The sequence below is a fragment of the Epibacterium sp. ABZ3_068 genome, assembly GCF_056159265.1.
Window position 1 is genome coordinate 3,821,569 of record NZ_JBSWUV010000001.1, and the last position, 22,701, is coordinate 3,844,269.

At 57.2% G+C, this 22,701-nt stretch carries 27 protein-coding genes and 2 tRNA genes; 13 read left to right on the forward strand and 16 right to left on the reverse strand.

Annotated features, from left to right (window positions below):
* Positions 1-30: 30 nt before the first annotated feature.
* From gatA to ACXAEW_RS18410, 3 genes are read right to left on the reverse strand one after another with little or no spacing between them, the layout of a single operon-like run.
* On the reverse strand, positions 31-1,518 hold the full coding sequence (gene gatA, locus ACXAEW_RS18400) for an Asp-tRNA(Asn)/Glu-tRNA(Gln) amidotransferase subunit GatA (protein ID WP_474942719.1): 1,488 nt from the start codon (positions 1,516-1,518) through the stop codon (positions 31-33).
* Positions 1,519-1,521: 3 nt separating this feature from the next.
* Positions 1,522-1,809, reverse strand: a complete 288-nt coding sequence (gene gatC / locus ACXAEW_RS18405) for an Asp-tRNA(Asn)/Glu-tRNA(Gln) amidotransferase subunit GatC (protein WP_474942720.1) — start codon at positions 1,807-1,809, stop codon at positions 1,522-1,524.
* 30 nt (positions 1,810-1,839) lie between these two features.
* Positions 1,840-2,535, reverse strand: coding sequence for a ceramidase domain-containing protein (locus ACXAEW_RS18410; RefSeq protein ID WP_474942721.1), 696 nt, complete (start codon positions 2,533-2,535; stop codon positions 1,840-1,842).
* Between the two features lie 68 nt (positions 2,536-2,603).
* Between ACXAEW_RS18410 and ACXAEW_RS18415 the strand changes: the two genes are divergently transcribed.
* Entirely contained in the window at positions 2,604-3,296 is a 693-nt protein-coding gene (locus tag ACXAEW_RS18415; protein WP_474942722.1) for a metal-dependent hydrolase, read from the forward strand.
* Here the strand turns inward: ACXAEW_RS18415 and ACXAEW_RS18420 are convergent.
* The 5 genes from ACXAEW_RS18420 to ACXAEW_RS18440 form a co-directional block, all read right to left on the reverse strand.
* Positions 3,286-3,903 carry a DNA-3-methyladenine glycosylase I gene (locus ACXAEW_RS18420; RefSeq protein WP_474942723.1) on the reverse strand — a complete coding sequence of 206 codons (618 nt, stop codon included), beginning with the start codon at positions 3,901-3,903 and terminating at the stop codon, positions 3,286-3,288. The two genes, ACXAEW_RS18415 and ACXAEW_RS18420, sit on opposite strands and share 11 nt — an antisense overlap.
* Before the next feature lie 3 nt (positions 3,904-3,906).
* On the reverse strand, positions 3,907-4,197 hold the full coding sequence (locus ACXAEW_RS18425) for a YciI family protein (RefSeq protein ID WP_474942724.1): 291 nt from the start codon (positions 4,195-4,197) through the stop codon (positions 3,907-3,909).
* A 2-nt stretch (positions 4,198-4,199) separates the two neighbouring features.
* A complete protein-coding gene (locus tag ACXAEW_RS18430; RefSeq protein ID WP_474942725.1) occupies positions 4,200-4,781 on the reverse strand; it encodes a TetR/AcrR family transcriptional regulator in 582 nt (193 codons plus the stop codon).
* Between the two features lie 75 nt (positions 4,782-4,856).
* Positions 4,857-5,693: an aminoglycoside phosphotransferase family protein gene (locus tag ACXAEW_RS18435; RefSeq protein ID WP_474942726.1), complete on the reverse strand. Its 837-nt coding sequence runs from the start codon at positions 5,691-5,693 to the stop codon at positions 4,857-4,859.
* Positions 5,690-6,148, reverse strand: a complete 459-nt coding sequence (locus ACXAEW_RS18440) for a nucleoside deaminase (protein WP_474942727.1) — start codon at positions 6,146-6,148, stop codon at positions 5,690-5,692. Before ACXAEW_RS18440 ends, ACXAEW_RS18435 begins: the two co-directional genes overlap by 4 nt.
* 44 nt (positions 6,149-6,192) lie before the next feature.
* Here ACXAEW_RS18440 and ACXAEW_RS18445 point away from each other — a divergent pair, with 44 nt between their 5' ends.
* From ACXAEW_RS18445 to dtd, 7 genes are all read left to right on the forward strand, one after another.
* Positions 6,193-7,221: a pseudouridine synthase gene (locus ACXAEW_RS18445; protein WP_474942728.1), complete on the forward strand. Its 1,029-nt coding sequence runs from the start codon at positions 6,193-6,195 to the stop codon at positions 7,219-7,221.
* A 176-nt stretch (positions 7,222-7,397) separates the two neighbouring features.
* Entirely contained in the window at positions 7,398-8,294 is an 897-nt protein-coding gene (locus ACXAEW_RS18450) for a 5-bromo-4-chloroindolyl phosphate hydrolysis family protein (protein ID WP_474942729.1), read from the forward strand.
* A gap of 33 nt (positions 8,295-8,327) precedes the next feature.
* A complete protein-coding gene (locus tag ACXAEW_RS18455; protein ID WP_474942730.1) occupies positions 8,328-9,518 on the forward strand; it encodes a toxic anion resistance protein in 1,191 nt (396 codons plus the stop codon).
* A complete protein-coding gene (locus ACXAEW_RS18460) occupies positions 9,478-10,479 on the forward strand; it encodes a DUF2927 domain-containing protein (protein WP_474942731.1) in 1,002 nt (333 codons plus the stop codon). The genes ACXAEW_RS18455 and ACXAEW_RS18460 overlap by 41 nt, the downstream gene beginning before the upstream one ends.
* Before the next feature lie 40 nt (positions 10,480-10,519).
* Complete coding sequence (locus tag ACXAEW_RS18465) at positions 10,520-11,695, forward strand: SPFH domain-containing protein (RefSeq protein WP_474942732.1); 1,176 nt, start codon at positions 10,520-10,522, stop codon at positions 11,693-11,695.
* 73 nt (positions 11,696-11,768) lie between these two features.
* Entirely contained in the window at positions 11,769-12,908 is a 1,140-nt protein-coding gene (locus ACXAEW_RS18470; protein WP_474942733.1) for a primosomal protein N' (replication factor Y) - superfamily II helicase, read from the forward strand.
* 11 nt (positions 12,909-12,919) lie between these two features.
* Positions 12,920-13,366: a D-aminoacyl-tRNA deacylase gene (dtd, locus tag ACXAEW_RS18475; RefSeq protein WP_474942734.1), complete on the forward strand. Its 447-nt coding sequence runs from the start codon at positions 12,920-12,922 to the stop codon at positions 13,364-13,366.
* A 13-nt stretch (positions 13,367-13,379) separates the two neighbouring features.
* Here the strand turns inward: dtd and ACXAEW_RS18480 are convergent, their stop codons facing one another.
* From ACXAEW_RS18480 to ACXAEW_RS18495, 4 genes are all read right to left on the reverse strand, one after another.
* Entirely contained in the window at positions 13,380-14,303 is a 924-nt protein-coding gene (locus ACXAEW_RS18480) for an alpha/beta hydrolase (RefSeq protein WP_474942735.1), read from the reverse strand.
* Positions 14,304-14,375: 72 nt separating this feature from the next.
* Positions 14,376-16,262: an acyl-CoA synthetase gene (locus ACXAEW_RS18485; RefSeq protein ID WP_474942736.1), complete on the reverse strand. Its 1,887-nt coding sequence runs from the start codon at positions 16,260-16,262 to the stop codon at positions 14,376-14,378.
* A 173-nt stretch (positions 16,263-16,435) separates the two neighbouring features.
* The gene (locus ACXAEW_RS18490; protein ID WP_474942737.1) at positions 16,436-18,235 is read right to left on the reverse strand and encodes an ABC transporter transmembrane domain-containing protein; all 1,800 of its coding nucleotides are present in this window, start codon (positions 18,233-18,235) and stop codon (positions 16,436-16,438) included.
* 179 nt (positions 18,236-18,414) lie between these two features.
* Positions 18,415-18,488, reverse strand: a tRNA-Gly gene (locus ACXAEW_RS18495).
* Between the two features lie 210 nt (positions 18,489-18,698).
* On the opposite strand from ACXAEW_RS18495, the gene ACXAEW_RS18500 reads away from it, so the two are divergent.
* Positions 18,699-19,385: a CbiX/SirB N-terminal domain-containing protein gene (locus tag ACXAEW_RS18500; RefSeq protein WP_474942738.1), complete on the forward strand. Its 687-nt coding sequence runs from the start codon at positions 18,699-18,701 to the stop codon at positions 19,383-19,385.
* Positions 19,386-19,490: 105 nt separating this feature from the next.
* A tRNA-Cys gene (locus ACXAEW_RS18505) sits at positions 19,491-19,564 on the forward strand.
* A gap of 68 nt (positions 19,565-19,632) precedes the next feature.
* Here ACXAEW_RS18505 and ACXAEW_RS18510 read toward each other — a convergent pair.
* Genes ACXAEW_RS18510 through ACXAEW_RS18520 form a run of 3 tightly spaced genes read right to left on the reverse strand, consistent with a single transcriptional unit; the run spans position 19,633 to position 21,070 of the window.
* Positions 19,633-20,664 carry a site-specific integrase gene (locus tag ACXAEW_RS18510; RefSeq protein WP_474942739.1) on the reverse strand — a complete coding sequence of 344 codons (1,032 nt, stop codon included), beginning with the start codon at positions 20,662-20,664 and terminating at the stop codon, positions 19,633-19,635.
* On the reverse strand, positions 20,661-20,852 hold the full coding sequence (locus tag ACXAEW_RS18515) for a hypothetical protein (protein ID WP_432691011.1): 192 nt from the start codon (positions 20,850-20,852) through the stop codon (positions 20,661-20,663). Before ACXAEW_RS18515 ends, ACXAEW_RS18510 begins: the two co-directional genes overlap by 4 nt.
* A 23-nt stretch (positions 20,853-20,875) precedes the next feature.
* Entirely contained in the window at positions 20,876-21,070 is a 195-nt protein-coding gene (locus tag ACXAEW_RS18520) for an Arc family DNA-binding protein (protein WP_474942740.1), read from the reverse strand.
* Positions 21,071-21,154: 84 nt separating this feature from the next.
* Between ACXAEW_RS18520 and ACXAEW_RS18525 the strand changes: the two genes are divergently transcribed.
* Positions 21,155-21,469 (forward strand): Arc family DNA-binding protein, encoded by a 315-nt coding sequence (locus ACXAEW_RS18525; protein WP_259937969.1) that lies wholly within the window; start codon positions 21,155-21,157, stop codon positions 21,467-21,469.
* Between the two features lie 2 nt (positions 21,470-21,471).
* On the opposite strand, the gene ACXAEW_RS18530 is transcribed toward ACXAEW_RS18525, so the two are convergent.
* Positions 21,472-22,113 (reverse strand): hypothetical protein, encoded by a 642-nt coding sequence (locus ACXAEW_RS18530; protein ID WP_474942741.1) that lies wholly within the window; start codon positions 22,111-22,113, stop codon positions 21,472-21,474.
* A 157-nt stretch (positions 22,114-22,270) separates the two neighbouring features.
* On the opposite strand from ACXAEW_RS18530, the gene ACXAEW_RS18535 reads away from it, so the two are divergent.
* Entirely contained in the window at positions 22,271-22,483 is a 213-nt protein-coding gene (locus ACXAEW_RS18535) for a helix-turn-helix domain-containing protein (protein WP_259937972.1), read from the forward strand.
* Between the two features lie 2 nt (positions 22,484-22,485).
* Positions 22,486-22,686 (forward strand): hypothetical protein, encoded by a 201-nt coding sequence (locus ACXAEW_RS18540; RefSeq protein WP_259937974.1) that lies wholly within the window; start codon positions 22,486-22,488, stop codon positions 22,684-22,686.
* Positions 22,687-22,701: the final 15 nt, after the last annotated feature.

The window sequence follows — 22,701 nt, forward strand, 5'->3', positions numbered from 1 at the left end:
CTGTTGGTTCTGCTCAGCTTTTTTGGTGTTTTACCACCACTTGGACGGTTTGGCCACAAATCCGGTGGCCTGTTCCAGCGCGTAAGCGGTGTTCAGCAGGTCCCCTTCTTCCCATGGCTTCCCGATGAGCTGCAGCCCAAGCGGCAGGCCTTGGCTGTTGAGACCCGCAGGTACTGCCACACCGGGCAGGCCAGCGAGGTTCAGCGTGACCGAGAAGACGTCCTGGAGGTACATTTCCACCGGGTCAGCCGAGGCCATTTCCCCCAGGCCAAAGGCCGCAGACGGTGTGACCGGCGCGAGAATCGCGTCGATGCCAGCCGCAAAGGCGTCCTCGAAGTCCTTTTTGATCAGGGTGCGCACGCGGCGGGCGCGGTTGTAATAGGCGTCATAGAAACCGGCCGACAGCACATAAGTTCCAACCATAATCCGGCGCTGTGTTTCAGGGCCAAAACCTGCGGCGCGGGTCTTTTCGTACATCTCGGTGATGCCATCCCCCGCATCCAGCGTGGCACGCTGGCCATAGCGCACACCGTCATACCGGGCGAGGTTTGACGAAGCTTCTGCCGGAGCAATCACATAGTAAGCTGGCAGCGCGTATTTGGTGTGCGGCAGGGAGATATCAACGATCTCCGCACCGGCAGCTTTGAGCTTGTCGGCGCCTTCGTTCCACAGTTTTTCAATGGAAGCAGGCATTCCATCAACGCGGTATTCCTTGGGCAGGCCGATTTTCTTGCCCCGGATGTCCCCGGTCAGCAGCGCCTCGAAATCCGGGACAGCCAGATCCGCCGAAGTGCTGTCTTTGGGGTCGTGACCGGCCATGGCGCCCAGCATGATCGCAGCGTCGCGCACGGTTTTGGTCATCGGTCCCGCTTGATCCAGAGAGGAGGCAAAAGCCACCACACCCCAGCGCGAGCAGCGGCCATAGGTGGGCTTGATGCCAACGGTGCCGGTAAAGGCTGCAGGCTGACGGATCGAGCCGCCTGTGTCGGTGCCGGTTGCCGCCAGACAGAGGTCCGCCGCCACAGCCGCCGAAGAACCACCAGAGGAGCCGCCCGGTGTCAGCAGGCTGTCGTCTCCGTCGCGTTTCCACGGGTTTACCGCGGGACCATAACACGAGGTCTCGTTTGACGAACCCATGGCGAATTCATCCATGTTCAGCTTGCCCAGCATGACCGCGCCTGCATCGCGCAGGTTTTGGGTTACGGTCGATTCATACTGCGGCATGAACCCTTTGAGGATATTGGACCCTGCCTGGCTGTTGACACCTTCGGTGCAGAACACGTCCTTGATGCCAATTGGCAGGCCGCACATGGCCGGCGCGTCGCCTGCTTTCAGGCGCTCATCCGCAGCCTTGGCACGGTCCAGCGCGATCTCGGGTGTTTTGTGGACAAAGGCGTTCAGCGCGTCGGCAGAGTCAGCAGCGGCAATGCAGGCCTCGGTCAGTTCAACCGATGTCGTCTCACCCTTGCGCAGAAGGTCACGGGCCTCAGCCAGGCCAAGTTTATTCAGTTCAGTCATGTCTTACTCCACCACCTTCGGGACCGCAAAGAACCCCTCGCGCGCGTCCGGCGCATTGGCCAGAACCTTGTCCTGCTGGTTGCCGTCATTGACCACATCTTCACGACGTTTCAGACGCTGGGGCGTGACCGAAGTCATCGGCTCGACACCTTCGACATCCACTTCGTTCAGCTGCTCGATAAAGCCCAGGATATTGTTGAACTCGTTCGCGAGCGCCGGAAGCGCGTCGTCTTCAACCTTGATCCGGGCCAGTTTCGCCACTTTGGCGGCGGTATTTTGGTCAATCGACATGGATTACCCTCATCTTTTGTTACCCGGCATTTACCCCTCTCGCGCCTCCCCCGCAAGGGTTGCTGACGCCTGATCGCCGCTTTGGGCCCGCCAAGCACGCCCATAGGTCACAATCATCAATCCCAACATCACCCCATTAAGGATATGCCACATAAAATGGGTTCCCAGCGGGAAGAGCTGACACAGCGGCTCATCCAGGGTGCGCAGCGTGAGTGACAAGATCAAAATTGCCGATCCATAAATGAAGCCTCGTGCCATCACCGGGTGTTTACCCCAGAACACAAGCGCATAGAGCACAATCAGCAAGGGAACGGGGCCATAGACAGCCGACCCTCCAAGCCCCGGAAGCATTTGGAACAGTGGCAAGGTCATCGCATAATAGGGAAAGAACAGCGCCGTAAGACCAATTGCAGATGGGCCGCGCAAACGCAGAATGTCGCGGTTGATTGCAAAGACAAAGACCAGCACAAAGAGCGCGATAGGTAAAATATCCGCCCACATGGCCCAAACAACCGCATGAGTGTGGAACAGATAGGACCCCACGCCGACACCTGCCTCGATGAGGCAGAGAGCGAGCGTGAGCGGCGCGCGGCGCTTCTTTTCAAGGCGCCACACCAGAAGTGCAACGATCACAAAGGCGAGATTGGTTACTGCGTTAACAGGTTCTGCCCAGTAATGCGGCGCTAGACGCTCACAATAGGCATCGACATATCTGTTCAGCTCCATAGAGTTCTCCGCATAGGTGACCTGGGCAAACTTGGGATCATCCTAGGTCCAAAAAGGAGAAAGATTCTATGAATATTATCTGGTTGGGACATGCGAGTTTTCGGCTGGAGAGCAACGGCAAGGTGCTGTTGATCGACCCCTGGCTGACCGGCAATCCGATGCTGAGCGAGGATCAGCACAGCGCCGCGACGGATGGCGCTACACATATCCTTTTGACCCATGCGCATTTTGATCATTCCGCAGATATTTTGACCTTGGCAAAGACTTTCGGTGTGCCGGTGGTTGGCCAATATGATCTGATGAACTTCTGGGGAGAATCCGAGGGAATCGAAACCATCGGCTTTAACAAGGGTGGGACCGTTGATCTGGACGGTATCAAGGTCTCGATGGTGACGGCCTCACACAGCTCAACCTTTGGTTCACCGGACGGACCAAAAGCCGCCGGATCAGAAGTCGGCTTTATGATCGAGGCGGAGGGCAAGACCGTCTATGTCTCGGGTGACACTGATATCATGGCGGATATGGAATGGATGGGCGATTTCTATAAGCCCGAGATTGGCATCCTATCGGCAGGTGGGCACTTCACCATGGGGATGAAAGGTGCCGCCTATGCAGCCAAGCGGTATTTCAATTTCAAGACGCTGATCCCCTGCCATTACAAGACTTTCCCCCTTCTTGAGCAGAGCGCCGATGAACTGGCCACCGCACTACCTGACGTGAATGTGGTGGAACCAGAGGTTTTGAAACCCATCACGCTTTAAGCTCTGGGCGGGTAAATGCAGCGCGTGCGGCTTCGGCCTTGGCACGGCAGCTACAGCCGGTCGCGTGATCATTGATCAACCCCATCGCCTGCATAAAGGCAAAGCAGGTGGTGGGACCGACAAACTTCCAGCCGCGCTTCTTCAGCGCCTTGGAAAGCGCCACAGAGGCCGGGCTGGTGGTCTGGGTCTGCGGCGGCGGCAGGGTTTTGGGATCCGGCTCAAACGACCAGAAAAACGCTGCAAGGCTTCCCGCCTCCTCTTCCAGCTCAATCGCGCGGGCGGCATTGTTGATCACCGCGTTGATCTTACCCCGGTGACGTACGATGCCCGCATTCTGCAACAGAGCGTCAATGTCGGCCTCGGTGAACCGGGCCACCTTGCGGTAATCAAATCCATGAAACGCTGCACGGAAGTTTTCGCGTTTATCCAAGATGGTGCGCCAACTCAGGCCCGACTGAAAGCTTTCGAGGCAGACTTTCTCAAACAGGCGAATGTCATCGCCCACGGGATAGCCCCATTCGTCGTCGTGATATTCGAGAAATCCCGGCGCACCGCCCGCCCATTTGCAGCGATCTTCGCCGTCCGGGGCACGATAGAGGTCTGTCATGTGTTATGCGTCTTTCAGAAAATTCAGCCGCGCATCGGTGCGGGCGGGGATCATTTCAACGATTTCCGGCACCGCAACACCGTGGATCACAAAGGGGTCTTGGTTCACGAAATCTGCCAGCTCCGCAGCGGTGCAGTTGTAAGCCCAGATGCCACCGCCCTGTTTGTCAGCCAGTGTCCCCACGGCCAGAAACAGCCCACGTTCGAAACCTTGGGCGATCCAGGCGCGATGGGCCTCCATATGGTCCGCAGCGGCAGCGCGATTGTCAGAGAGGCGCAGAACAACGTTAAACATGATCAATTTCCTTCTTGCGTAAATTCAGACGCCGCAGCAGCGGCGTAGTCGAGCATCAAAACAACTTCACCATCGATAAACTCATCATCTTGCAGGGCCTGTGACAGCGTCGCCACGCCCTGGCTGCGGGCCAGCAAATGGCGCGCGTGCCGCAAAGCAGTGGGCGCATCACAGCCCATTTCTTGGAACTGTTCTGCCAGCCAATCACCAAACATGGAAAACAGCGCATTGGCACGGCTTTGGCTCACGTGGTTCAACTTGCCCAATTCGGACACCAGCGATCCCACGGGGCAACCAAACTGTGTGATCTTGGCCCGGTTGCGGATCAGAATGCGGATAAAGCAGCCGATCCGGTCCAGTGGCGTTTGCCCCTGCGCATCCCAGGTTTCCATCATCCCTTTGGTCTTGGCAATGCGGCGATCAATGACCGCATCCAGAATCGCATCTTTGGTTTTGAAATGATGATAGAAATTGCCGCGCGAAATGCCGACCGCATGGGCAATATCCGCAAAAGACGTCGCCTCAAACCCCTTTTCATAAAAGAGGTCATCAGCTGCGGCGGCAATTGTGTCACGTGTAGACATGATCTGGCGAATCCTAGGACGTTTGACCTAGAGACAACTTAGGACAATTGCCCTAAACCGCACAAGACAGAAATTTCAGACCTGATCTCGTGCTCGAGAGAAGGTCTCCAGATGCTGAAATTCGACGGGTTTGACGGCTCCGGACCGCGACTGCCAGAAGATTGACATTGCGGCCTTGGCCATAGCCCAGGATAGAAGATGGTCTTGCGTGGTCTTCAATGCCTCGGCCCAGATCCGAGCGTGACGGCAGCTGCGCGTCACATCGGTGGTCCAGTCCGGTCGACCGCGCGGATGGCGGAAGGCATTTGCCAACTCATAAGCCGGGTCCCCGATCATACCCTTCGCATCAAAGGCGCAATAGCCGCGCGCACCGAAAAGGACGTTATCGTGGTGCAGATCTCCATGAAGGGGGGCCTGGACAGTTTGATGCGCCAAAAGGCTGTGGGCAAGGGTTCGTCCCTCTTGGTAAAGGGCAACCTGGCGGTCAGAAAAACCCGCGGGAACCGGAGCCTCCAACATGGGTTCAAACACCTGTGACAGGGGTAAAAGTCCCGGCGTCTCCTTGCCATTCTGGCTTAGAAAACATGCGAGATCTCCCAGAATCTCGGCAGCTTCCCGATCCTTGCCGCTGCGCGCAAAATCACCAAGCGACGGTCCCGGCAAATTCTCCATCAGCACGGCATTCCCATCAACCGAATGAACCAGAACTGCCCGATTGCCCTGGAACTGTTTCAGATAGGCGAAGCCTGCTGCCTCATTCCCCATGCCTTGGTGATACAGTTTCAAAACAGCAGTGGTTCCGTCTCGTCGACAGACGCGCCAAACGTCAGAAACTCTGCTTTCTTGCAAACAGACAAGAGGTCGAACATCAAAGGCCTGCGCCGCAGCGATAACGGGCGCAGATAGCGTCATTCGGCGGACCGTTTCCGCGCAAAAAACTCCCGCAGCAATTGGGCCGCCTCTCGTTCTGCCAGCCCGTCATAAACTTCGGGCGCATGGTGCGATTGCGGATGTTCAAAGACGCAGGCCCCATGGGCAACACCGCCCGATTTCGGATCAGAGGCACCATAATAGACGCGACGGATACGGGCAGCGGCAATGGCGGCTGCACACATGGCACAGGGTTCCAGAGTCACATAAAGATCATGCCCCAAAAGGCGCTCTGAACCGGCTGATGCACAGCCCGCTCGGATGACCAGTATTTCCGCATGGGCTGTTGGGTCATTCAATTCACGCGTTCGGTTGCCCGCCGCAGCGACAACCTGCCCATCTGGCGCAACCAGAACTGCGCCGACCGGAACTTCGCCCCGCGTTGCGGCACGGCGCGCCTCTTCCAGCGCCTGGTCCATATGAGAGGTGAACTGCATATCCCTTCCCTGCCCCAGAATGGATACTTTCGCAAGGCGCGGGAATGCTCTATGGCGGAGGCATGACACAGAAACCAGCTTCGTCCGACCCGAAATCCAATTCCCCCGAAGGCGATCGTATCGCCAAAGTACTGTCACGTGCTGGCGTGGCCTCACGCCGGGAGGCGGAGCGGATGATTGCCGAAGGCCGGGTAAAGGTGAACGGGAAGAAGATCGACAGCCCGGCGCTGAATGTCACGGAGCGGGACCGGATCACCGTTGATGGAACCCCCTTGCCCGAAGCCGAAGAAGAGCGGCTGTGGCTCTATTACAAACCCAACGGTTTGGTGACCACAAATTCGGACGAAAAAGGCCGCACGACAATTTTTGACGAACTGCCCGAAGATCTGCCGCGCGTGATGACGGTGGGGCGTCTGGACCTCAATTCTGAAGGGCTTTTGCTGCTGACCAACGACGGGGGCATCAAGCGCAAGCTGGAACTGCCGGAAACCGGCTGGTTGCGGCGCTACCGCGTGCGCATCAACGGCCGCCCCAAGGACACGGATTTCGAGCCCTTGCGCAAGGGGTTGGTCATTGATGGAGAACGTTTCCAGCCCATGCAGGTGACACTGGATCGCCAACAGGGGGCAAACGCCTGGGTAACAGTTGGATTACGTGAGGGAAAGAACCGAGAAATCCGCCGCGCGATGGAGGATATTGGCTTTCACGTAAACCGGCTGTTGCGGATTTCTTATGGCCCCTTCCAGCTGGGGGATCTGAAACCCGGCCAAGTGGAAGAAGTCCGCCGCAAGGTGATGCGCGACCAACTGGGGCTGCAAAGCCCGGAGGAACCGGCTGAACTGCGTCCAACCAGAAACCGCAAACCCTTGCCTGGAAAGAGAAAACCCCTGAGCACAGGCGGCAAACCCGGCGCACCTGCGCCAAAGGGGCGCAAGGCTGTGGACCCTTCCGCCAGCTTGCGGGGTAAACCCGGAAAACCGGGCGCACGCCCAAATGCCTCTCGAAGCGGCGCAAAGGGACCAGGCAAAGGACCCTCAAAGGGTCGTCCGATCGGCAAAAACCCACGCCGCTGAGACATTTGCGTGTCGCTTCCCCCTAGTAAGACCGGTCATCATCCCCTACCTTTTGCCGCAAGGAATGCATGTGATTGCAGGTGGGGAGTGACGTTTCGTGCGTAATCTCGCGTTTGTCGCGCTAATTTTGTTAATGCTGGGTCTCAGCACCGGTTGGATCGTGGGTGTCTGATCGCGTGTCACAAAGATTTGGTGGAAAGTTCAGCCCCAATGGCGCGCCGCAAGGCGCCCCCAATAAGCCTGCGCGCGGACCGTTCAAAAACGCCCGCGTAAATCCCATTGGCCTGCGCGCCAATCTGATGGCGGTACCGGTTGCCCTGCTTTTGTTGGTCTCCCTTTTTAGTGGCGCAAGCGGAATGGCGATGGGACTTGCCGGAGTAGCCGCCTGGGCTTCTGGATGGTTTATGCTGCGCGAAGGATTGCGCGCGGAAGCCGCCTTTGACGACCGCCGCGTTGCCAAACGTCCGGCCCTGCCGCGTAAAATCCTGGCTGCGCTTCTGGTTGGCATCGGTGCGGGTTTTGCTGCCTGGAAGGCTGAACCCGGAGCGGCGATTGCCGCGATCTACGCGATGGCAGCTGCAGGTCTGCATCTGGCGTCCTTTGGCATCGACCCCCTGTCGGACAAAGGCATCGAAGGGGTCGACGAGTTCCAGCAAAACCGCGTCGCCCGCGTGATCGATGAGGCGGAAACCCATCTAAAAGCCATGCGCGATGCGGTTCTGCGGGCCCAAGACCGGCGCGTTGAGGCGCGGGTGGATCAGTTTCAATCGGTGGTACGCGACCTGTTTCGCACGGTGGAAGAAGACCCACGTGATCTGACCGCCGCGCGCAAGTATCTGACAGTCTATTTGCTGGGGGCACGCGATGCCACCGTGAAGTTTTCCGAGATTTACGGCCGCAGTCAGGACGCCCAGGCCCGGAGCGACTACATGGCGTTACTGGATGACCTGGAACAGAATTTCGCGGCCCGCAACCGCAAGATGCTGTTGGAAGATCGCAGCGATCTGACCGTGGAAATTGACGTGCTGCGCGAACGGCTGCAGCGCGAAGGCGTCCGGCTGGACGAGACTTAAATTCGAATTTGGTGACAGAACGAGGAACCGCTCATGTCCGAGACGATCCAGAAGAAAGCCGCAGAAGCGGAAGTCATGGTCAAAGAAGTAACCGGCGTAGAACTGGCCGCTCCGGTGGAAACCATACAGCCGTTGGTCGAGGCGGACGCCCCCACCTCGGACGCGATCCGCAAGCGGATGGACGAGATCGACATGACCAACACCAATTCGATCATCGCCTTTGGCTCGGGCGCACAGGCCGAATTGCAAACCATCAGCCAGGCGATGCTGCAGGATGTCCGCAACAAGGACGTTGGCCCTGCGGGGGACAGCCTGCGCGGAATTGTGACCACCATCCGTGGCTTCTCCGTCTCGGAGCTGGATGTGCGCCGCAAGCCCACGTTCTTTGAACGTATCCTGGGCCGGGCAGCCCCCTTTGCCAAGTTTACGGCCAAGTATGAAATGGTTCAGGGGCAGATCGACAAGATCACCGATGACCTTCTGGCGCATGAACACACGCTGCTGAAAGACATCAAGTCCCTGGATCTTCTTTACGATAAGACCCTGAACTTCTATGATGAACTGGCGCTCTATATTGCAGCTGGAGAGGCCAAGCTGGAGGAGCTCGACAGCAAAGAGATCCCCGCAAAAGAGGCCGAAGTTCAGGCCGCACCCGAAGATGATCAGGTCATGAAAGCACAGGAACTGCGGGACCTGCGGGCCGCCCGCGATGATCTGGAACGCCGGGTGCATGACCTGAAGCTGACGCGCCAGGTGACAATGCAGTCCCTGCCCTCGATCCGGTTGGTGCAGGAAAATGACAAATCGCTGGTGACCAAGATCAACTCTACCTTGGTGAACACGGTGCCTTTGTGGGAAACCCAGCTGGCACAGGCGGTGACCATCCAGCGATCAGCCGAAGCGGCAGCGGCCGTGCGTGATGCCAATGACCTGACCAATGAGCTGCTGACCTCCAACGCGGCCAATCTGCGCGACAGCAACAAGGTGATCCGCCAGGAGATGGAGCGCGGTGTATTTGATATCGAAGCGGTCAAACAGGCCAATGCGGATCTGATCGGCACAATTCAGGAAAGCCTGCAAATCGCGGATGAGGGTAAGGCCAAACGGGCCGCCGCCGAAGAAGATCTGAAGAAGATGGAAGCAGAATTGCGCGACACGCTGGCCGCAGCCAAGGCGCGCAAGGATGGTGTTGGCGACAATGCCGGAACAGCTGTTCCTGCCTGATCGGATCCAACCTTTGATGCCGCTTCCTTTGAACAATTTGATCCGTTGGGCCGTACGCGCAAGTGCGGCCCTCACGGCTTTGGCCGTGTCGGGATGCATCCAAACCGGTGAACGCATTTCCCTGGTACCCCCGTCGCGCCCTGCATCGCTGGAAGCCCCGGTTCCATCAGCGCAAAGCGAAAAACTCGCCAATTTTTACAGTGCCTTACAGCAGGATCTATTGACGCGCGGTCTGTTACGCGAGGATGGCGGCGGTCCAGATACCCCCTATGATGCTGACGACCTGATCCGAAATTTCGAAGCGATCGCCTTTTTTGACGAACATTTCCGCCAGGGCATCGGATCCAAAGGCGCGCTGAGCCGATGGGAAGAACCGGTTCGGCTTGAGGCGGTTTTTGCCCCGACGGTGTCCGCCAAGCAACGCGTTAGCGACCGGCGCGAGCTGGAAGATTACGCCGTGCGCCTGGCCCGTATCACCGGACATCCTGTGACCGCAGTCAGCAAAGGCGGCAATTTCAAAGTGATCTATGCCGGGGTGGACGACAAATCGTTCATTCGTACAGAAGTTCTGCGCCAACTGCCCCGGATCAACGCAAGCCAGCTGGACACGCTGGTGAACACGCCAGAGATCTACTTCTGTCTGGTGGTCGCGGGCGGTCCTCTTAGTTCGCCTTTTGCCTATACCCAAGGGGTGGCGCTGATCCGGGCCGAGCACCCCGCCCTGACCCGCCGCGCCTGCCTGCATGAAGAAGTCGCCCAAGGGCTTGGCCTCAGGAATGACAGCCCCAAAGCGCGCCCGTCGATCTTTAACGACGATGATGAATTTGCACGTCTGACAAGCCATGATGAGCTTTTGCTGAAGATGCTTTATGACAACCGGCTGTCGCCGGGTATGACCACCGAAGAAGCCCATCCTTTGGTGACTGAAATCGCATATGAATTGACTGGAGAAACGCTCTGACGCCAACACGGCTGAGGAGCATGATGAAGAGGATCAGACCATGGGTATTTTCGACTTCCTAAAGGGCGAGTTTATCGATGTCATCCATTGGGTGGATGACACACGGGACACGATGGTCTGGCGCTTTGAACGCGAAGGCCATGAAATCAAATACGGTGCCAAGCTGACCGTGCGCGAGGGGCAATCGGCGGTCTTTGTCCATGAGGGGCAACTGGCAGACGTGTTTACGCCCGGTCTCTATATGCTTGAAACCAACAACATGCCGATCATGACAACGCTGCAGCACTGGGACCATGCGTTCCAGTCGCCGTTCAAGTCAGAGATCTATTTTGTCAACACGACGCGGTTTAATGATCTGAAGTGGGGCACGAAGAACCCGATTATCTGCCGCGATCCCGAGTTCGGCCCCGTACGTCTGCGCGCCTTTGGCACCTATAGCGTAAGAGTGGCAGACCCGGCGCGTTTCCTGACCGAAATCGTGGGCACCGATGGTGAGTTCACCATGGATGAGATCTCCTTTCAGGTGCGCAATATTATCGTGCAGGAGTTCAGCCGCGTGGTTGCCGGATCCGGCATTCCGGTTTTGGACATGGCCGCAAATACGGCAGATCTGGGCAAGCTGGTTGCAACGGAGATTTCCGGCACGATTGCCGAATATGGCTTGTCCATTCCTGAACTCTATATCGAAAACATCTCTTTGCCGCCTGCTGTAGAAGCGGCAATGGACAAGCGAACCCAGATGGGGATTGTGGGAGATCTTGGCGCCTATACACAGTTTTCGGCGGCAGAAGCGATGACTGCAGCAGCGCAGACACCAAACAGCGGCATGGGCGCAGGTATCGGCATGGGTATGGGAATGGCGATGGCGAACCAGATGGGCAATATGGCAGCGGGTCAGCAGCCTGGACCATGGGGCGCGCGTCCCGCCCCCGCTGCGGCACAAGCCGCCGCGCCCGTGGCAAGCGGACATATGGCGCCGCCTCCGCCCCCCCCACCGGTAGAGCATGTGTGGCATATCGCAGAAAACGGCGTCACCACCGGTCCGTTTTCCAAGGCCCGGATGGGGCGGATGGCGCAGGACGGGACCCTGACGCGGGAAACATTGGTGTGGACGCCAGGCCAGGACGGCTGGAAAGCTGCAGGAGATGTGGCTGAGCTCGCACAGCTCTTCACCATCTTGCCTCCCCCGCCGCCGCCGCCTCCACCCGCCGGATAACCCGTAATCCGAACCTGCGCATTGACGGCGGCGACTTGCAATCGCCGCCCTTTCTCTGACCGTGAGACCGACCATGAGCCAGACACCTCCCCCGCCGCCGCCCGCAAAAGAAGCCGAGGAAACGCACCGTTTTCCCTGCGAACAATGTGGAGCAGACTATCGTTACCACCCACAAAACAGCACGCTGACCTGTGACCATTGCGGGCACACCACTCAGATCCGGAACACCGCAGCAAGTGGCCCCTGGGGCGGCAAAAACACTGCGATGGAAGAACTGGATTTCAAGGCAGCTGTCGCCAAGGCGTTGCCTGAGACCGAGATGGAGGTAACACGTGTCACCTCGTGCCCCAATTGTGCGGCACAGGTGGAGTTTGACCCAACAACCCACGCCCGCGAATGCCCGTTTTGCGCAACACCCGTGGTCGCGGACACCGGCCCGAACCGCCATATCAAGCCCAAAGGCGTGGTGCCATTTATCGTGGATGAACGTAGTGCGCAGAAGGCAATGACCGCGTGGTTGGGGCGGCTGTGGTTCGCACCTAACGGGCTGCAGGAATATGCGCGCAAGGGGCGTAAAATGGACGGGATCTATGTGCCGTTCTGGACCTATGATGCCGACACAGAAACCCAATATCGCGGTCAGCGGGGCACCGTGTATTATGTCGAACAAAAAGTGGTTGTAGATGGGAAATCAGAGACCCGCCGCGTGGCCAAGGTGCGCTGGACAGGTGTTTCGGGCCGGGTAAAGCGGTTTTTTGACGACGTTCTGGTGCTGGCCTCCAAATCTTTGCCAAAGCGCAACACCGAAGGGTTGGAGCCCTGGGATCTGTCGCAGCTGGAACCCTACCAGCCGCAGTATCTGGCTGGGTTCCGGGCCGAGGCTTATGCGGTGGATCTGGAAGCGGGCTTTGCCGAAGCGCGCGCCAAGATGGACCGGGTCATCGAACGCGATGTGCGTTTCGATATTGGCGGTGACCGCCAGCGTATTGACAGTCTTCGCACCGAGGTACGGGATGTGACCTTTAAACACGTGCTGCTGCCGGTCTGGCTTGCCGCTTATAAATACAGAGGCAAGACGTACCGGTTTGTAGTCAATGGACAATCAGGCCGCGTACAGGGGGAACGCCCCTATTCCGCGTGGAAGATCGCCATCGCCGTAGTGCTTGGCCTGATCTTATTGGGCGGTGTCGCACTCGTTGCAGGCGCAAAATAAGGACAGCTGATATGCGCGCATTGATACAACGTGTAACCGAGGCCGCCGTTCGGGTTGACGGAAAAATCGTCGGAGAAATCGGGCCAGGTCTTCTGGTTCTCGTCTGTGCCATGGACGGTGACAGCGAAACACAAGGCGCCTACCTGGCCCGAAAGATCTCCAAGATGCGGATCTTTCGGGATGAGGCCGGGAAGATGAACCGGTCTGTTCTGGATGAGGCGGGTTCGGTTCTGGTGGTGAGCCAATTTACCCTAGCCGGCGATACCCGCAGCGGCAACAGGCCCGGTTTCTCCAGTGCGGCGTCTCCGGAACACGGCAAAAGGCTTTACCTTGATTTTGTCCAGCGCCTGCGGGAGGCCGGGCTGACCGTTGCGACCGGAGAATTTGGCGCAGATATGAAGGTCTCTCTGGTCAACGACGGACCCGTGACAATCTGGATCGATAGCGATCAGGATTGAGCCACACCGCTGTTTAATCCCAGGACCAGATGCCCTGCCCCAGCGCTTCCACAGCGATGGCGATCCGTTCGAAACTCTCGCGTGCCCGGCGAACCGAGTGGCGGGCCCGTAAGTAGGAATGAACCAGGCCGGTTTCGTTGACCCAATGAGCCTGCCCCCCGGCGGTCTGAATTTTTTCCACGTAAAGCCGCGCGTCATCACGCAACGGGTCGCAATCGGCTGAGAAGGCCACCGTTGGTGGCAGATCCTTGAAATCCGTGTCTTCAAGCGGCGCGATGGTAACATCACCTTCTGTCGCCACTCCGTTACTGCGCAGCTGCATCATGCCAATCAGATCATCGCGCGTCAGCATGGGCGCTGACATATGTTCAAGGTATGACGGGGTGTCTGTTGCCTGCCCCAAAAGCGGATAGACCAGAACCTGCCCGAGAATGCCGCTCACCTTGCGACGGGCCTGATGCACAATCGCCGCACAGAGATTGGCACCGGCACTATCGCCCAGAAGCACGACATCGCCCTCATACCTCCCTTTGACCCATTTGAGCGCGGCCCAGACGTCCTCAAAGGCGGCTGGGTGGGGATGTTCGGGGGCCAGGCGATAATCCACAGCCACAACGCGGTATCCGGTCTGCGCGCAGATCTCTGAGCAGATGTCATCATGGCTGTCGAGATTGCCAAGAATGAACCCACCCCCATGGCAAAACAGCACCGTGCAGGTCGGATTGCCCAGCTCGTAGACACGGACCGGCACACCATCCGCATCAAGATCCTGACTGCTCACCCCGGCGGGGCGACGAGCACGAAACGCGCGGCTCCAATCATCAAACATGCGGCGGCGTTCAGCCAAAGGCACCGGAGGGTCCTCATTTGGACACAGTTCATCTGTGCGCCGAATAAAGGCCCATGTTTCTTCGTCGATGAGTTTTTCGTAGTTCACCGCGCGCTCTCCATCTGGCTGTCCTTCAGGTTAGGACAGAGTCTGCGCGGTGAAAAGAGGTCTTTGCGGCCCTCAGAGCGCGTCCCACGGGCGGGTAAATGCGCCCAGCACATGACCAACCGTCTCAGATTCGCTGCCATTCATCTGAACCTGGGCAACCAGGCCGCGATGTTTGTCATCAATCACGCCATCAACCCGCGCCGCCAGTTCGGCCTTTTCAAGGGCCGCGTTGTAGACCCGCGTGATTGCCAATTTGCGCAGATCCGGTTTGAAAACCTTGCCGACCGCCGTTTTGGGCAGGGCGTCCAGGATGGTCAGATGCTTGGGGATCGCGGCGCGCTCGTGCACGTGGACCTTACAATGTTCAAGCAGCTCTGCCTCACTGACAACGGCGCCATCGACAAGCTCCACATAGACACAGGGCAATTCGCCGGAATGGGCATCGGGTTGACCAATCGCTCCCGCAAAAGCAACCGCCTCGTGGCCCAGAACGGCTTCTTCGATCTCAGCCGGGTCAATGTTATGGCCGCCGCGAATGATCAAATCCTTGGCGCGCCCGGTGATCCAGAGATAGCCGTCCGCCCCCATCCGGCCCAGATCGCCGGTGCGCAGGTATATGTCCTGATAATAGAGATCGGCGTTTTTTGCGGCCTCGGTATAGGTGTTACCGGGGAAGACACCGGGGCTTGAGATGCAGATTTCTCCCACCTCACCAACCGCCGCTTCCTGAAGGCCGTTCGTCGTGGACTGGACAATTTTCACGTCTGTATAAGGGAAGGGAATACCAACCGATCCCACCTGTTTTTCGCCTTCGATCGGGTTGCAGGACACAAGGCATGTTGCCTCGGTCAAGCCATAGCCTTCGATAACTTTGACGCCTGAAGAGGACTGGAACCGGTTGAACAGCTCCAAGGGCATCGGAGCCGAACCCGAAAACGCGGTTTTAACCGAGGACACATCCGCATCCACGGGGCGCTGCATCAACGCGGATACCGCAGTTGGTACCGTGATAATAAAGGAGATTTTCCAGCGTTCGATCAGTTTCCAGAAATTATCAAAAACCCCTTCGCCGCGGTATCCCTGTGGGGTTGGGAAAACCACATGCGCACCGGACGCCAGCGCGGACATCATGATCACGTGGCAAGCAAAAACATGAAACATTGGCAGAGGGCACATGATGTTGTCATTCTCGGTGAACAACAAAGTAGCGCCAATCCATCCGTTATAATTGAGACCTGAATATTTGTGTTGCGCCACCTTTGGCATGCCGGTGGTACCGCCTGTATGGAAATAGCACGCCACCCGGTCACCTGCGCTGTCCTCAAATGCCAACAACGTCGGCTGCTTGCGCAATTCCTTGTTGAAACAAAGGTAATCCGAATGGGCAAGATGTTCTTTATCTCTCATCTTGGGCCTCAGGAAAGGCACAATCCAGGATTTGGGTGGGGTGAGGTAGCGGTTCAGGTCGACCTCAAGAACAGTATTCACCGTGGGCGCATGGCGCACGGCTTCGGCCACCTTTTGCGGGACATCCGTCTTGGGGAAGGGTTTCAGCGTCACTACAACCTTGGCCCCGGTTTCACGCAGGATGGATGCGATCTGTTCCGGCTCCAACAGCGGGTTGATCGGATTTACAATTCCCGCAACCGCACCGCCCAGAAAAGTATAAAGCGCTTCGTGACAGTTCGGCAGCACATAGGCAATCGTGTCCCCTTCTTCCACGCCAAGCGCGCGAAACAGATTGGCCGCCTGCGTGACACGGGCATGGAAATCTCGCCAGTTGATCGTCTCTGCCGGATCTTTCGGGCCGGACAACAGCTGGTAGCTCACCGCCTTGTGATTTGGAAACTTCCCTGCGGTGCGCGACAAAAGCCCATAAAGCGTGGCCGGCATGCCGCGGTCTTTATAAGGCATCTCACTTGCAAATTGGGCGCACTCTTGAGCGGTGGCAAATCCCATCTCGTCCTCTCCTCCCTCATGACACGAAACAAGATGCGCCGACCATATGGCACATCCGGGCTCGTTTAGATCATAAATGCGAAAGTTTTGCTGCGCCAGCAAGGCACGGCGCAGCGTAAGCCGATAGAAGACCGCCAGAAAACGCGGCGTCACAAACAGCCATTCTGTGCGGCCTACTCTGCCGCAAGCCCATCCGTGAACTGCAAACGCGCCAAACGGGCATAAAGCCCGCCCTCGGCGACAAGCTGCTCATGGGTGCCTGTCGCAACGATCTTGCCCCCGTCCATGACCACAATCCGATCCGCTTTTTTAACGGTTGCAAGACGGTGAGCGACAACCAACGTGGTCCGTCCCTGGCTCAGCTCATCCACCGCAGCCTGAACCAGACGTTCGCTTTCAGCGTCCAAAGCCGATGTGGCCTCATCCAGCAACAACACTGGCGCGTCCCGCAAAATGGCGCGTGCGATAGCAATCCGCTGTTTCTGCCCGCCAGAAAGCATAACGCCCCGTTCGCCCAAGAAACTGTCATATCCTTCAGGGAGAGCAGAGATAAAATCATGCGCTGCGGCGGCTTGTGCAGCGGCTTCGATCTCTGCATCCGTGGCATCAGGACGACCAAAGCGGATATTTTCACGCGCGGAGGCCGCAAAGATAATCGGGCTTTGTGGTACCAGAGCAATGGACTGCCGGAAGACATCGCGCTGCATATGATCAAGCGCCACCCCATCCAGTCGCACCTGCCCCACGTTCGGATCATAATAGCGCTGCAAAAGCTGTATAATCGTTGTTTTGCCCGCTCCGGACGGGCCAACAAAGGCCACCGTTTCGCCCGGCTCCACTGTCAGGGAAATCTCATCCAGCGCAATGGTGTCAGGACGTGCCGGATAGCGGAACGTAACATCGTCAAACTCAATTCGCCCCTGAACCGGCGCGGGTAGCGGACGAGGGTTGGAGGGATCAACCACCAGATCCTCGGCCTCCAGAAGCTCCACCAAACGTTCAGTGGCTCCAGCCGCGCGCTGCAGCTCGCTCCAGATCTCAGACAGGGCCGCAACGGAACCTGCAACCAGAACGGCATAAATCACAAACTGCACCAGCGAGCCTTCGGTCATTGTACCGGCGCGCACGTCATTCGCGCCGATCCAAAGCACGCCGACAACCCCAGAAAACACCAGAAAGATCACAATCACGGTCAAGAACGCACGCGTACGTATACGACGTTGCGAACTGTCGTATGCGGTCTCCGTGAGGTCGGCGAATTGTTTACGGCTGATGGTTTCGTGGGTGAAAGCCTGCACGGTTTGCACGGCCCCCAAAGCTTCGCCTGCGTTACCGGAAGAGGCCGCAATCCAATCCTGATTTTCACGGCTGATCGCGCGCAAACGGCGGCCCAATGTCAAGATTGGCACCACCACGGCAGGAACAATCAACAAAACCAGCAGCGTCAGCTTGGCAGATGTCAGCAGCATCAGGACCAAACCACCAATGAAAATAAGAAAGTTGCGCAGCGCAATCGATGCCGACGATCCGAGAACGGACTGGATCAACGTTGTGTCCGTTGTGATCCTGCTCAGAACCTCACCTGTCAGAATGTTTTCAAAAAATGCCGGGCTCATCTCGATAACGCGGTCAAAGACGGACTTGCGAATATCAGCAACCACCCGTTCGCCTAAGCGCGTCACAAGCGCATAACGCAGACCGGTGCCCACAGCCAAAAGCGCCGCAATACCCAGGGCCGCAAGAAAATACTGGTTCAACAGTGCGGTTTCGGAGAAACGGAAGTTGTCCACTACCCGGCGAACAGCCAGCGGCAGGGTCAGTGACACGCCTGCCGTCAGAACCAGGGCTGCCAGCGCTCCCATGATCAACAAGCGGTATGGCTTCATAAACGGCCAAAGCGCGCGCAGCACACTTATTTTTTTGGAGCGCTCACGCTCTTCCTGTGCACCCGGGGCGGCCTGTCGTCTTGCCATGATGGCTCCCTTTTTCTCTGGCAGGCCACAAGAGGCCCGTAAAAGACTTGGGTTTCATGGCCATCTCACCCTCCAAGGTCAAGCGGCCAAGTGCCGCGCACGACCTTTGGCGTAGCATCTGCGTCAAATCAACGTAGCCTGCCACGGTTTCGGACATGAAATTTCGTATGAGAAAATCTTGGAGCGGGTAGCGGGAATCGAACCCGCACCTTAAGCTTGGAAGGCTCTTATGATACCATTTCACCATACCCGCTCTGATGTGGCTGTGATGTATGTGAAGCTTTGACGAAGGTCAACCAACTAATTTGCCTGTTTTTTCTGCTCTGCGCATTTTTATGATCCACGCCCCGGAAACACAGGGAGAGCAAGCGTTGCAACCGGACGGCCGACTTGCCACATACGGCGGATCGTGGCCCGCGTTCAGGTGCGGTTCACGCAATTCGCGCAATCAAGGATCGTAAACGTGCCAATTGCTATTTTGACCGCTCACGGACAACCCTCGGCCCCTGAAGCACCCGAATCTGCCCTCGCTGACCTCGCATCGCAGGTGGCTGAGTGCCTACCGAACTGGGACATTCGATCTGCTACGCTGTCCTCTCCGGGCCGATTAGAACAGCAAGTAGAAGACGGTGCCGTGGTCTATCCGTTTTTCATGTCCAAGGGCTATTTCACCACAAAAGTTTTACCAAAGCGGCTGGACGGTCGCCGCGTCAAGATAACCTCACCTTTTGGTCTGGACACAGGTCTTGCGCCATTGGCCGCCAAAGCCATGCGTACCGAAGCCCTGGCTCAGGGCTGGGCAATGAGGGACATGAATATTCTGTTGGCCGCTCATGGATCCGCCCGCGGCCCCTATGCCGCCGCAGCAGCGTTCATTTTTGCAAAAGCGCTTGCGCAGGCCCTCCCCGGCCCCCGCATTAGCTGCGGTTTTGTCGAGCAAGCCCCTAGTATCCACGCCGCGGCCGCTTTACTTCCCAAAGAAAGCATTTGCCTTCCCTTCTTCGCCCAGGCCGGAGATCACGTACGCGATGACGTCCCCGACGCGCTGAAAAAGGCCAAGTTTGCAGGAAAGACCCTTCCCGTGATTGGAGCTCTGCCAGGTGCGGCCCGATTGATCGCCCAGGCGCTTGAACGAGCGGCCCTCGGCTAAGCCCATCTATCAGTAAAGAAAATCGAGCTTTCTCAAATAAAGTCAAAAAACCCCTCTTGCACCCCACCGGCGCATGTGGTTAATCACGCATCACACCACCGGTAAGGCGAGTTGGCGGAGTGGTGACGCAGCGGATTGCAAATCCGTGTACACCGGTTCGATTCCGGTACTCGCCTCCAATAAAATCAATGACTTGCGTCATCCTCACTCTCCTTCACTGCCATTTTTGAAACAACCGTTGAAACTTTCACGTTTCGGTCTTGCTTCGTTCCATTTGATTTCTTGCCTCTTGAGCGCGCTTCGCGAGCTCCCTTTGCCGGATCGGCCCACCGTATTTTTTCAGCATCTCGACGCCTGAGTGACCGGTGACAGCCTTGACCATCTCGTCATCACATCCAGCCAGATAGAGCTCGATCGTCGCATTTTTCCTCAGCCCGTGCGTTTTGTAGTAGCTCGCCTTCTTGTGCTTCATCTTCTTTTTGATGGTGCGCATTTCCTCCGCAACGATCCGGTAGCTCACTGGTCGACCCTTGGCGTCGGCCACAACAGTGCCGTCCGTTCGTGCGAGCCCGTCGAGATGGACTTTCAAGCGGTCGGTTAACGGGATCCACAGCGGTTTGTCGGTTTTGCCTTGCGTAAAATCGAAACCTTCATCGGAAAAGTGCTCCCATTTCATCTTCACGACATCGCCAATTCGTTGGCCTGTACCAACGCAAAGCTCGTAAACCAGCCGCGCCCTCTTTGAAGCCAGCGCTTCGAACTCAGCCCGAACATCATCTGGCCACGGCTCCCAGCCGTCGCTCTGCTGCTTGAATAGCGGAATGCCTTTCGCCGGATTGCCGTGCTCCTTCTTGATGAAGCCAATCAATCGTGCGTGGTTCATCAATACGACCATGACCTGAACAAGATAGTTGGCTTGCCGCCAATGATCCGCATTTGCGCGGTGCAATTCATAGATGTGATGGGTTTCAATCCTGGCCGGGTCTTTGTCGGCCCAGATCTCACGAATGTGGCTGATGTACCGCCGATAATCGGATCTCGTCCGAGGCTTCAGTTTCTTATAGGCGTCGCTCTCGTAGTAACTGAGAATCAACGCCTCAAAATTTCGCTTCACCGGCGCTGGCGCTGGCTTCCCCTTCAGCAGGCGATTGTAGTGTTCCCAAAATTCCGGGGTGCCCGCTTCCTCGTGCATCATGACCGAGATACCGCGTGAACGCCGGATAAACCGGAGATACCCCCGGTCATTGTAGACGTATTTGGGCAAGCTTTTGCGAGTCATTCGCCCATTCTCAGGTCACTGTTGAGAAAGTCGTCTGCCGCCTCTGGCGCGACCATGTTGGCATCGACGATGACACTGCCATCAGGCTTGATCTCAAATTTTGCGCGCTGCCAACCTGCCTCCCGCGCCTCGCGGATGAAGGCGGAGGCTGCCTGTTTCGCTTTTGTCTGTATACTTGCTTTAGTCATCGTATCGGCACCTCTCTTACTTGTTAACAACGCGCGTTATCACTCTGATCTATAGTTATATTTCCAACTGATCCGAACGTGGACCGCCTGTCTTTCGCCGCGCGAATGGCGCGAATCACTTCCGAATTTTGGGAATTTCCATTGCGATCAGACTCCGCCTTGATCCACTCTTTGAGCTCTTGCGGAAGCCGAAGTTGCATTGGTTTACGACTGTTCATGAAACGCCTCCAGGTTGAAATCACACCCCGTTAGTGGCACTTAGCCACTATTGCGTCAATCGCTTTTTATGGCACAGTGCCACTATGCCAGAACAAAGCTCTCAGAATCAGGACAAATTCATCGTGCGGCTACCCGACGGCCTGCGCGATCGAATACGCCTCGCGGCCGAGGCCAACCATCGCAGCATGAATGCTGAGGTCGTCGCCCTCCTCGAAGAAAACTATCCAGTTCCTGTACCGGAAAAACTGGATGACCCCGCCGCGAGGTTGCTCTTCTGGCTTGCCAAACGCATCCGCCGAAGGAACCCGAAGCCCGGAACTCCCAGAGATAAGCAAGCCGCCCTGTATGAGCGCATTGCGGGCGATATCGCGGAACGTATGAAGGACATCGGCGAATAGCCTTAGTAGGTCACCCACTCATATCCGTGGTTGCCCTCGTGATCTTCCCATTCGACACCGACTCCACGCCGCCAGTTTGATGACGAACAGCGTCGCGACGGCAGCACCCATTGCGGGGCGGCCGCTGGAGTCGTGCGATGCCAACCGAATTCTCCCTGCGTGCCGTAGGTCCCGAGGCGCATGTTATAACTCTCAGAGCAATCATCGTCGCGACCGCGTTCGCGATGACTGTAGTGCCGAACATCCCAGACACGGATCGAGCGCACGAAATCGAATTCCAGACCACTAATGTCTATATCGGCACCACCTTCGACCACTTGCGCCAGAATGACCTGACCAAGCGTCCGACCTGATTGGTCGCTGGCCTCCCAGATTTTCGGGGCCCTGCTTTGCAAAGGCGCGCGCTTAGAAACACCCATCGGGCAGCGCCAAATTTGCAACGGCGGCTCAATCGGCCAAGGCGTGATCCGACGGATAAACACAGCGCGGGCATGGGCACATTCTGCTGACGCGGGCCACCCACCAGCCAGGCAAAGCAGAATGGCGCAGTCAACCTGATAGGCTTTCGCGGTCTGCGGAACCCAGCTTGCTAAGACAGCCACGGTCAATCCACAGCACCAGCTTTTCAACAACTTATGGGACATGCCCCACAACTCCTTTTGTTAGCATAAGGATAGTATTGCAACATTCTCTCATTTTCAGCTTTCACACCATATGCGGGCAACCGCCGAGGACAGCTCTCGCGCGTTTTGTGGAATATATTCCGTAGAGTGAGCCTCGTTGTTTGGCCGAAGACAGGCCATGAATTTGAGGGAACGCATAGGGCTAAACATCCGGAATCTAAGAAGTTCCAAAAGAATGAGCCAAGAAGACTTGGCGCATACGGCAGGTATTGACCGCAGCTACATCAGCGAGCTTGAACTCGCTCACTCTGCGGCATCGGTGGATATTCTTGAAAAGATTGCGGTCGCATTTGACGTCGATCCACAAGAGTTACTTAGTAAAAGGGGCTAGGTTTGCCCAAACTTGAAAATGTTCGCACAACGGCCGAAGCCATCGGCCGCATTTCGTGCATCAAAACAGGTGAAGAAATCGGCGTTCTATATCAGTGGGATAACGGCGAGACGCAGGCAGCGTTGTACGATGACTGCCATCCTAAAACACCACATCGCTCAGATCATCCCGCTGAACCAGACCTTGGCGTAGAACGCAGCTAACGGACGGACGGAGTA

Excerpts from the sequence above, each read along its gene's own strand:
- ACXAEW_RS18485 (WP_474942736.1), bottom strand. The coding sequence starts at position 16,262 with ATGGGATTTGCCACCGCTCAAGAGTGCGCCCAATTTGCAAGTGAGATG.
- ACXAEW_RS18520 (WP_474942740.1), bottom strand. The coding sequence starts at position 21,070 with ATGAACAGTCGTAAACCAATGCAACTTCGGCTTCCGCAAGAGCTCAAA.
- ACXAEW_RS18415 (WP_474942722.1), top strand. The coding sequence starts at position 2,604 with ATGAATATTATCTGGTTGGGACATGCGAGTTTTCGGCTGGAGAGCAAC.
- ACXAEW_RS18410 (WP_474942721.1), bottom strand. The coding sequence starts at position 2,535 with ATGGAGCTGAACAGATATGTCGATGCCTATTGTGAGCGTCTAGCGCCG.
- ACXAEW_RS18490 (WP_474942737.1), bottom strand. The coding sequence starts at position 18,235 with ATGGCAAGACGACAGGCCGCCCCGGGTGCACAGGAAGAGCGTGAGCGC.
- gatC (WP_474942720.1), bottom strand. The coding sequence starts at position 1,809 with ATGTCGATTGACCAAAATACCGCCGCCAAAGTGGCGAAACTGGCCCGG.
- ACXAEW_RS18425 (WP_474942724.1), bottom strand. The coding sequence starts at position 4,197 with ATGTTTAACGTTGTTCTGCGCCTCTCTGACAATCGCGCTGCCGCTGCG.
- ACXAEW_RS18455 (WP_474942730.1), top strand. The coding sequence starts at position 8,328 with ATGTCCGAGACGATCCAGAAGAAAGCCGCAGAAGCGGAAGTCATGGTC.
- ACXAEW_RS18440 (WP_474942727.1), bottom strand. The coding sequence starts at position 6,148 with ATGCAGTTCACCTCTCATATGGACCAGGCGCTGGAAGAGGCGCGCCGT.
- ACXAEW_RS18535 (WP_259937972.1), top strand. The coding sequence starts at position 22,271 with ATGAATTTGAGGGAACGCATAGGGCTAAACATCCGGAATCTAAGAAGT.
- dtd (WP_474942734.1), top strand. The coding sequence starts at position 12,920 with ATGCGCGCATTGATACAACGTGTAACCGAGGCCGCCGTTCGGGTTGAC.
- ACXAEW_RS18470 (WP_474942733.1), top strand. The coding sequence starts at position 11,769 with ATGAGCCAGACACCTCCCCCGCCGCCGCCCGCAAAAGAAGCCGAGGAA.
- ACXAEW_RS18465 (WP_474942732.1), top strand. The coding sequence starts at position 10,520 with ATGGGTATTTTCGACTTCCTAAAGGGCGAGTTTATCGATGTCATCCAT.
- ACXAEW_RS18530 (WP_474942741.1), bottom strand. The coding sequence starts at position 22,113 with ATGTCCCATAAGTTGTTGAAAAGCTGGTGCTGTGGATTGACCGTGGCT.
- ACXAEW_RS18525 (WP_259937969.1), top strand. The coding sequence starts at position 21,155 with ATGCCAGAACAAAGCTCTCAGAATCAGGACAAATTCATCGTGCGGCTA.
- ACXAEW_RS18510 (WP_474942739.1), bottom strand. The coding sequence starts at position 20,664 with ATGACTCGCAAAAGCTTGCCCAAATACGTCTACAATGACCGGGGGTAT.
- ACXAEW_RS18430 (WP_474942725.1), bottom strand. The coding sequence starts at position 4,781 with ATGTCTACACGTGACACAATTGCCGCCGCAGCTGATGACCTCTTTTAT.
- ACXAEW_RS18435 (WP_474942726.1), bottom strand. The coding sequence starts at position 5,693 with ATGACGCTATCTGCGCCCGTTATCGCTGCGGCGCAGGCCTTTGATGTT.
- ACXAEW_RS18445 (WP_474942728.1), top strand. The coding sequence starts at position 6,193 with ATGCTCTATGGCGGAGGCATGACACAGAAACCAGCTTCGTCCGACCCG.
- gatA (WP_474942719.1), bottom strand. The coding sequence starts at position 1,518 with ATGACTGAACTGAATAAACTTGGCCTGGCTGAGGCCCGTGACCTTCTG.
- ACXAEW_RS18515 (WP_432691011.1), bottom strand. The coding sequence starts at position 20,852 with ATGACTAAAGCAAGTATACAGACAAAAGCGAAACAGGCAGCCTCCGCC.
- ACXAEW_RS18420 (WP_474942723.1), bottom strand. The coding sequence starts at position 3,903 with ATGACAGACCTCTATCGTGCCCCGGACGGCGAAGATCGCTGCAAATGG.
- ACXAEW_RS18460 (WP_474942731.1), top strand. The coding sequence starts at position 9,478 with ATGGTGTTGGCGACAATGCCGGAACAGCTGTTCCTGCCTGATCGGATC.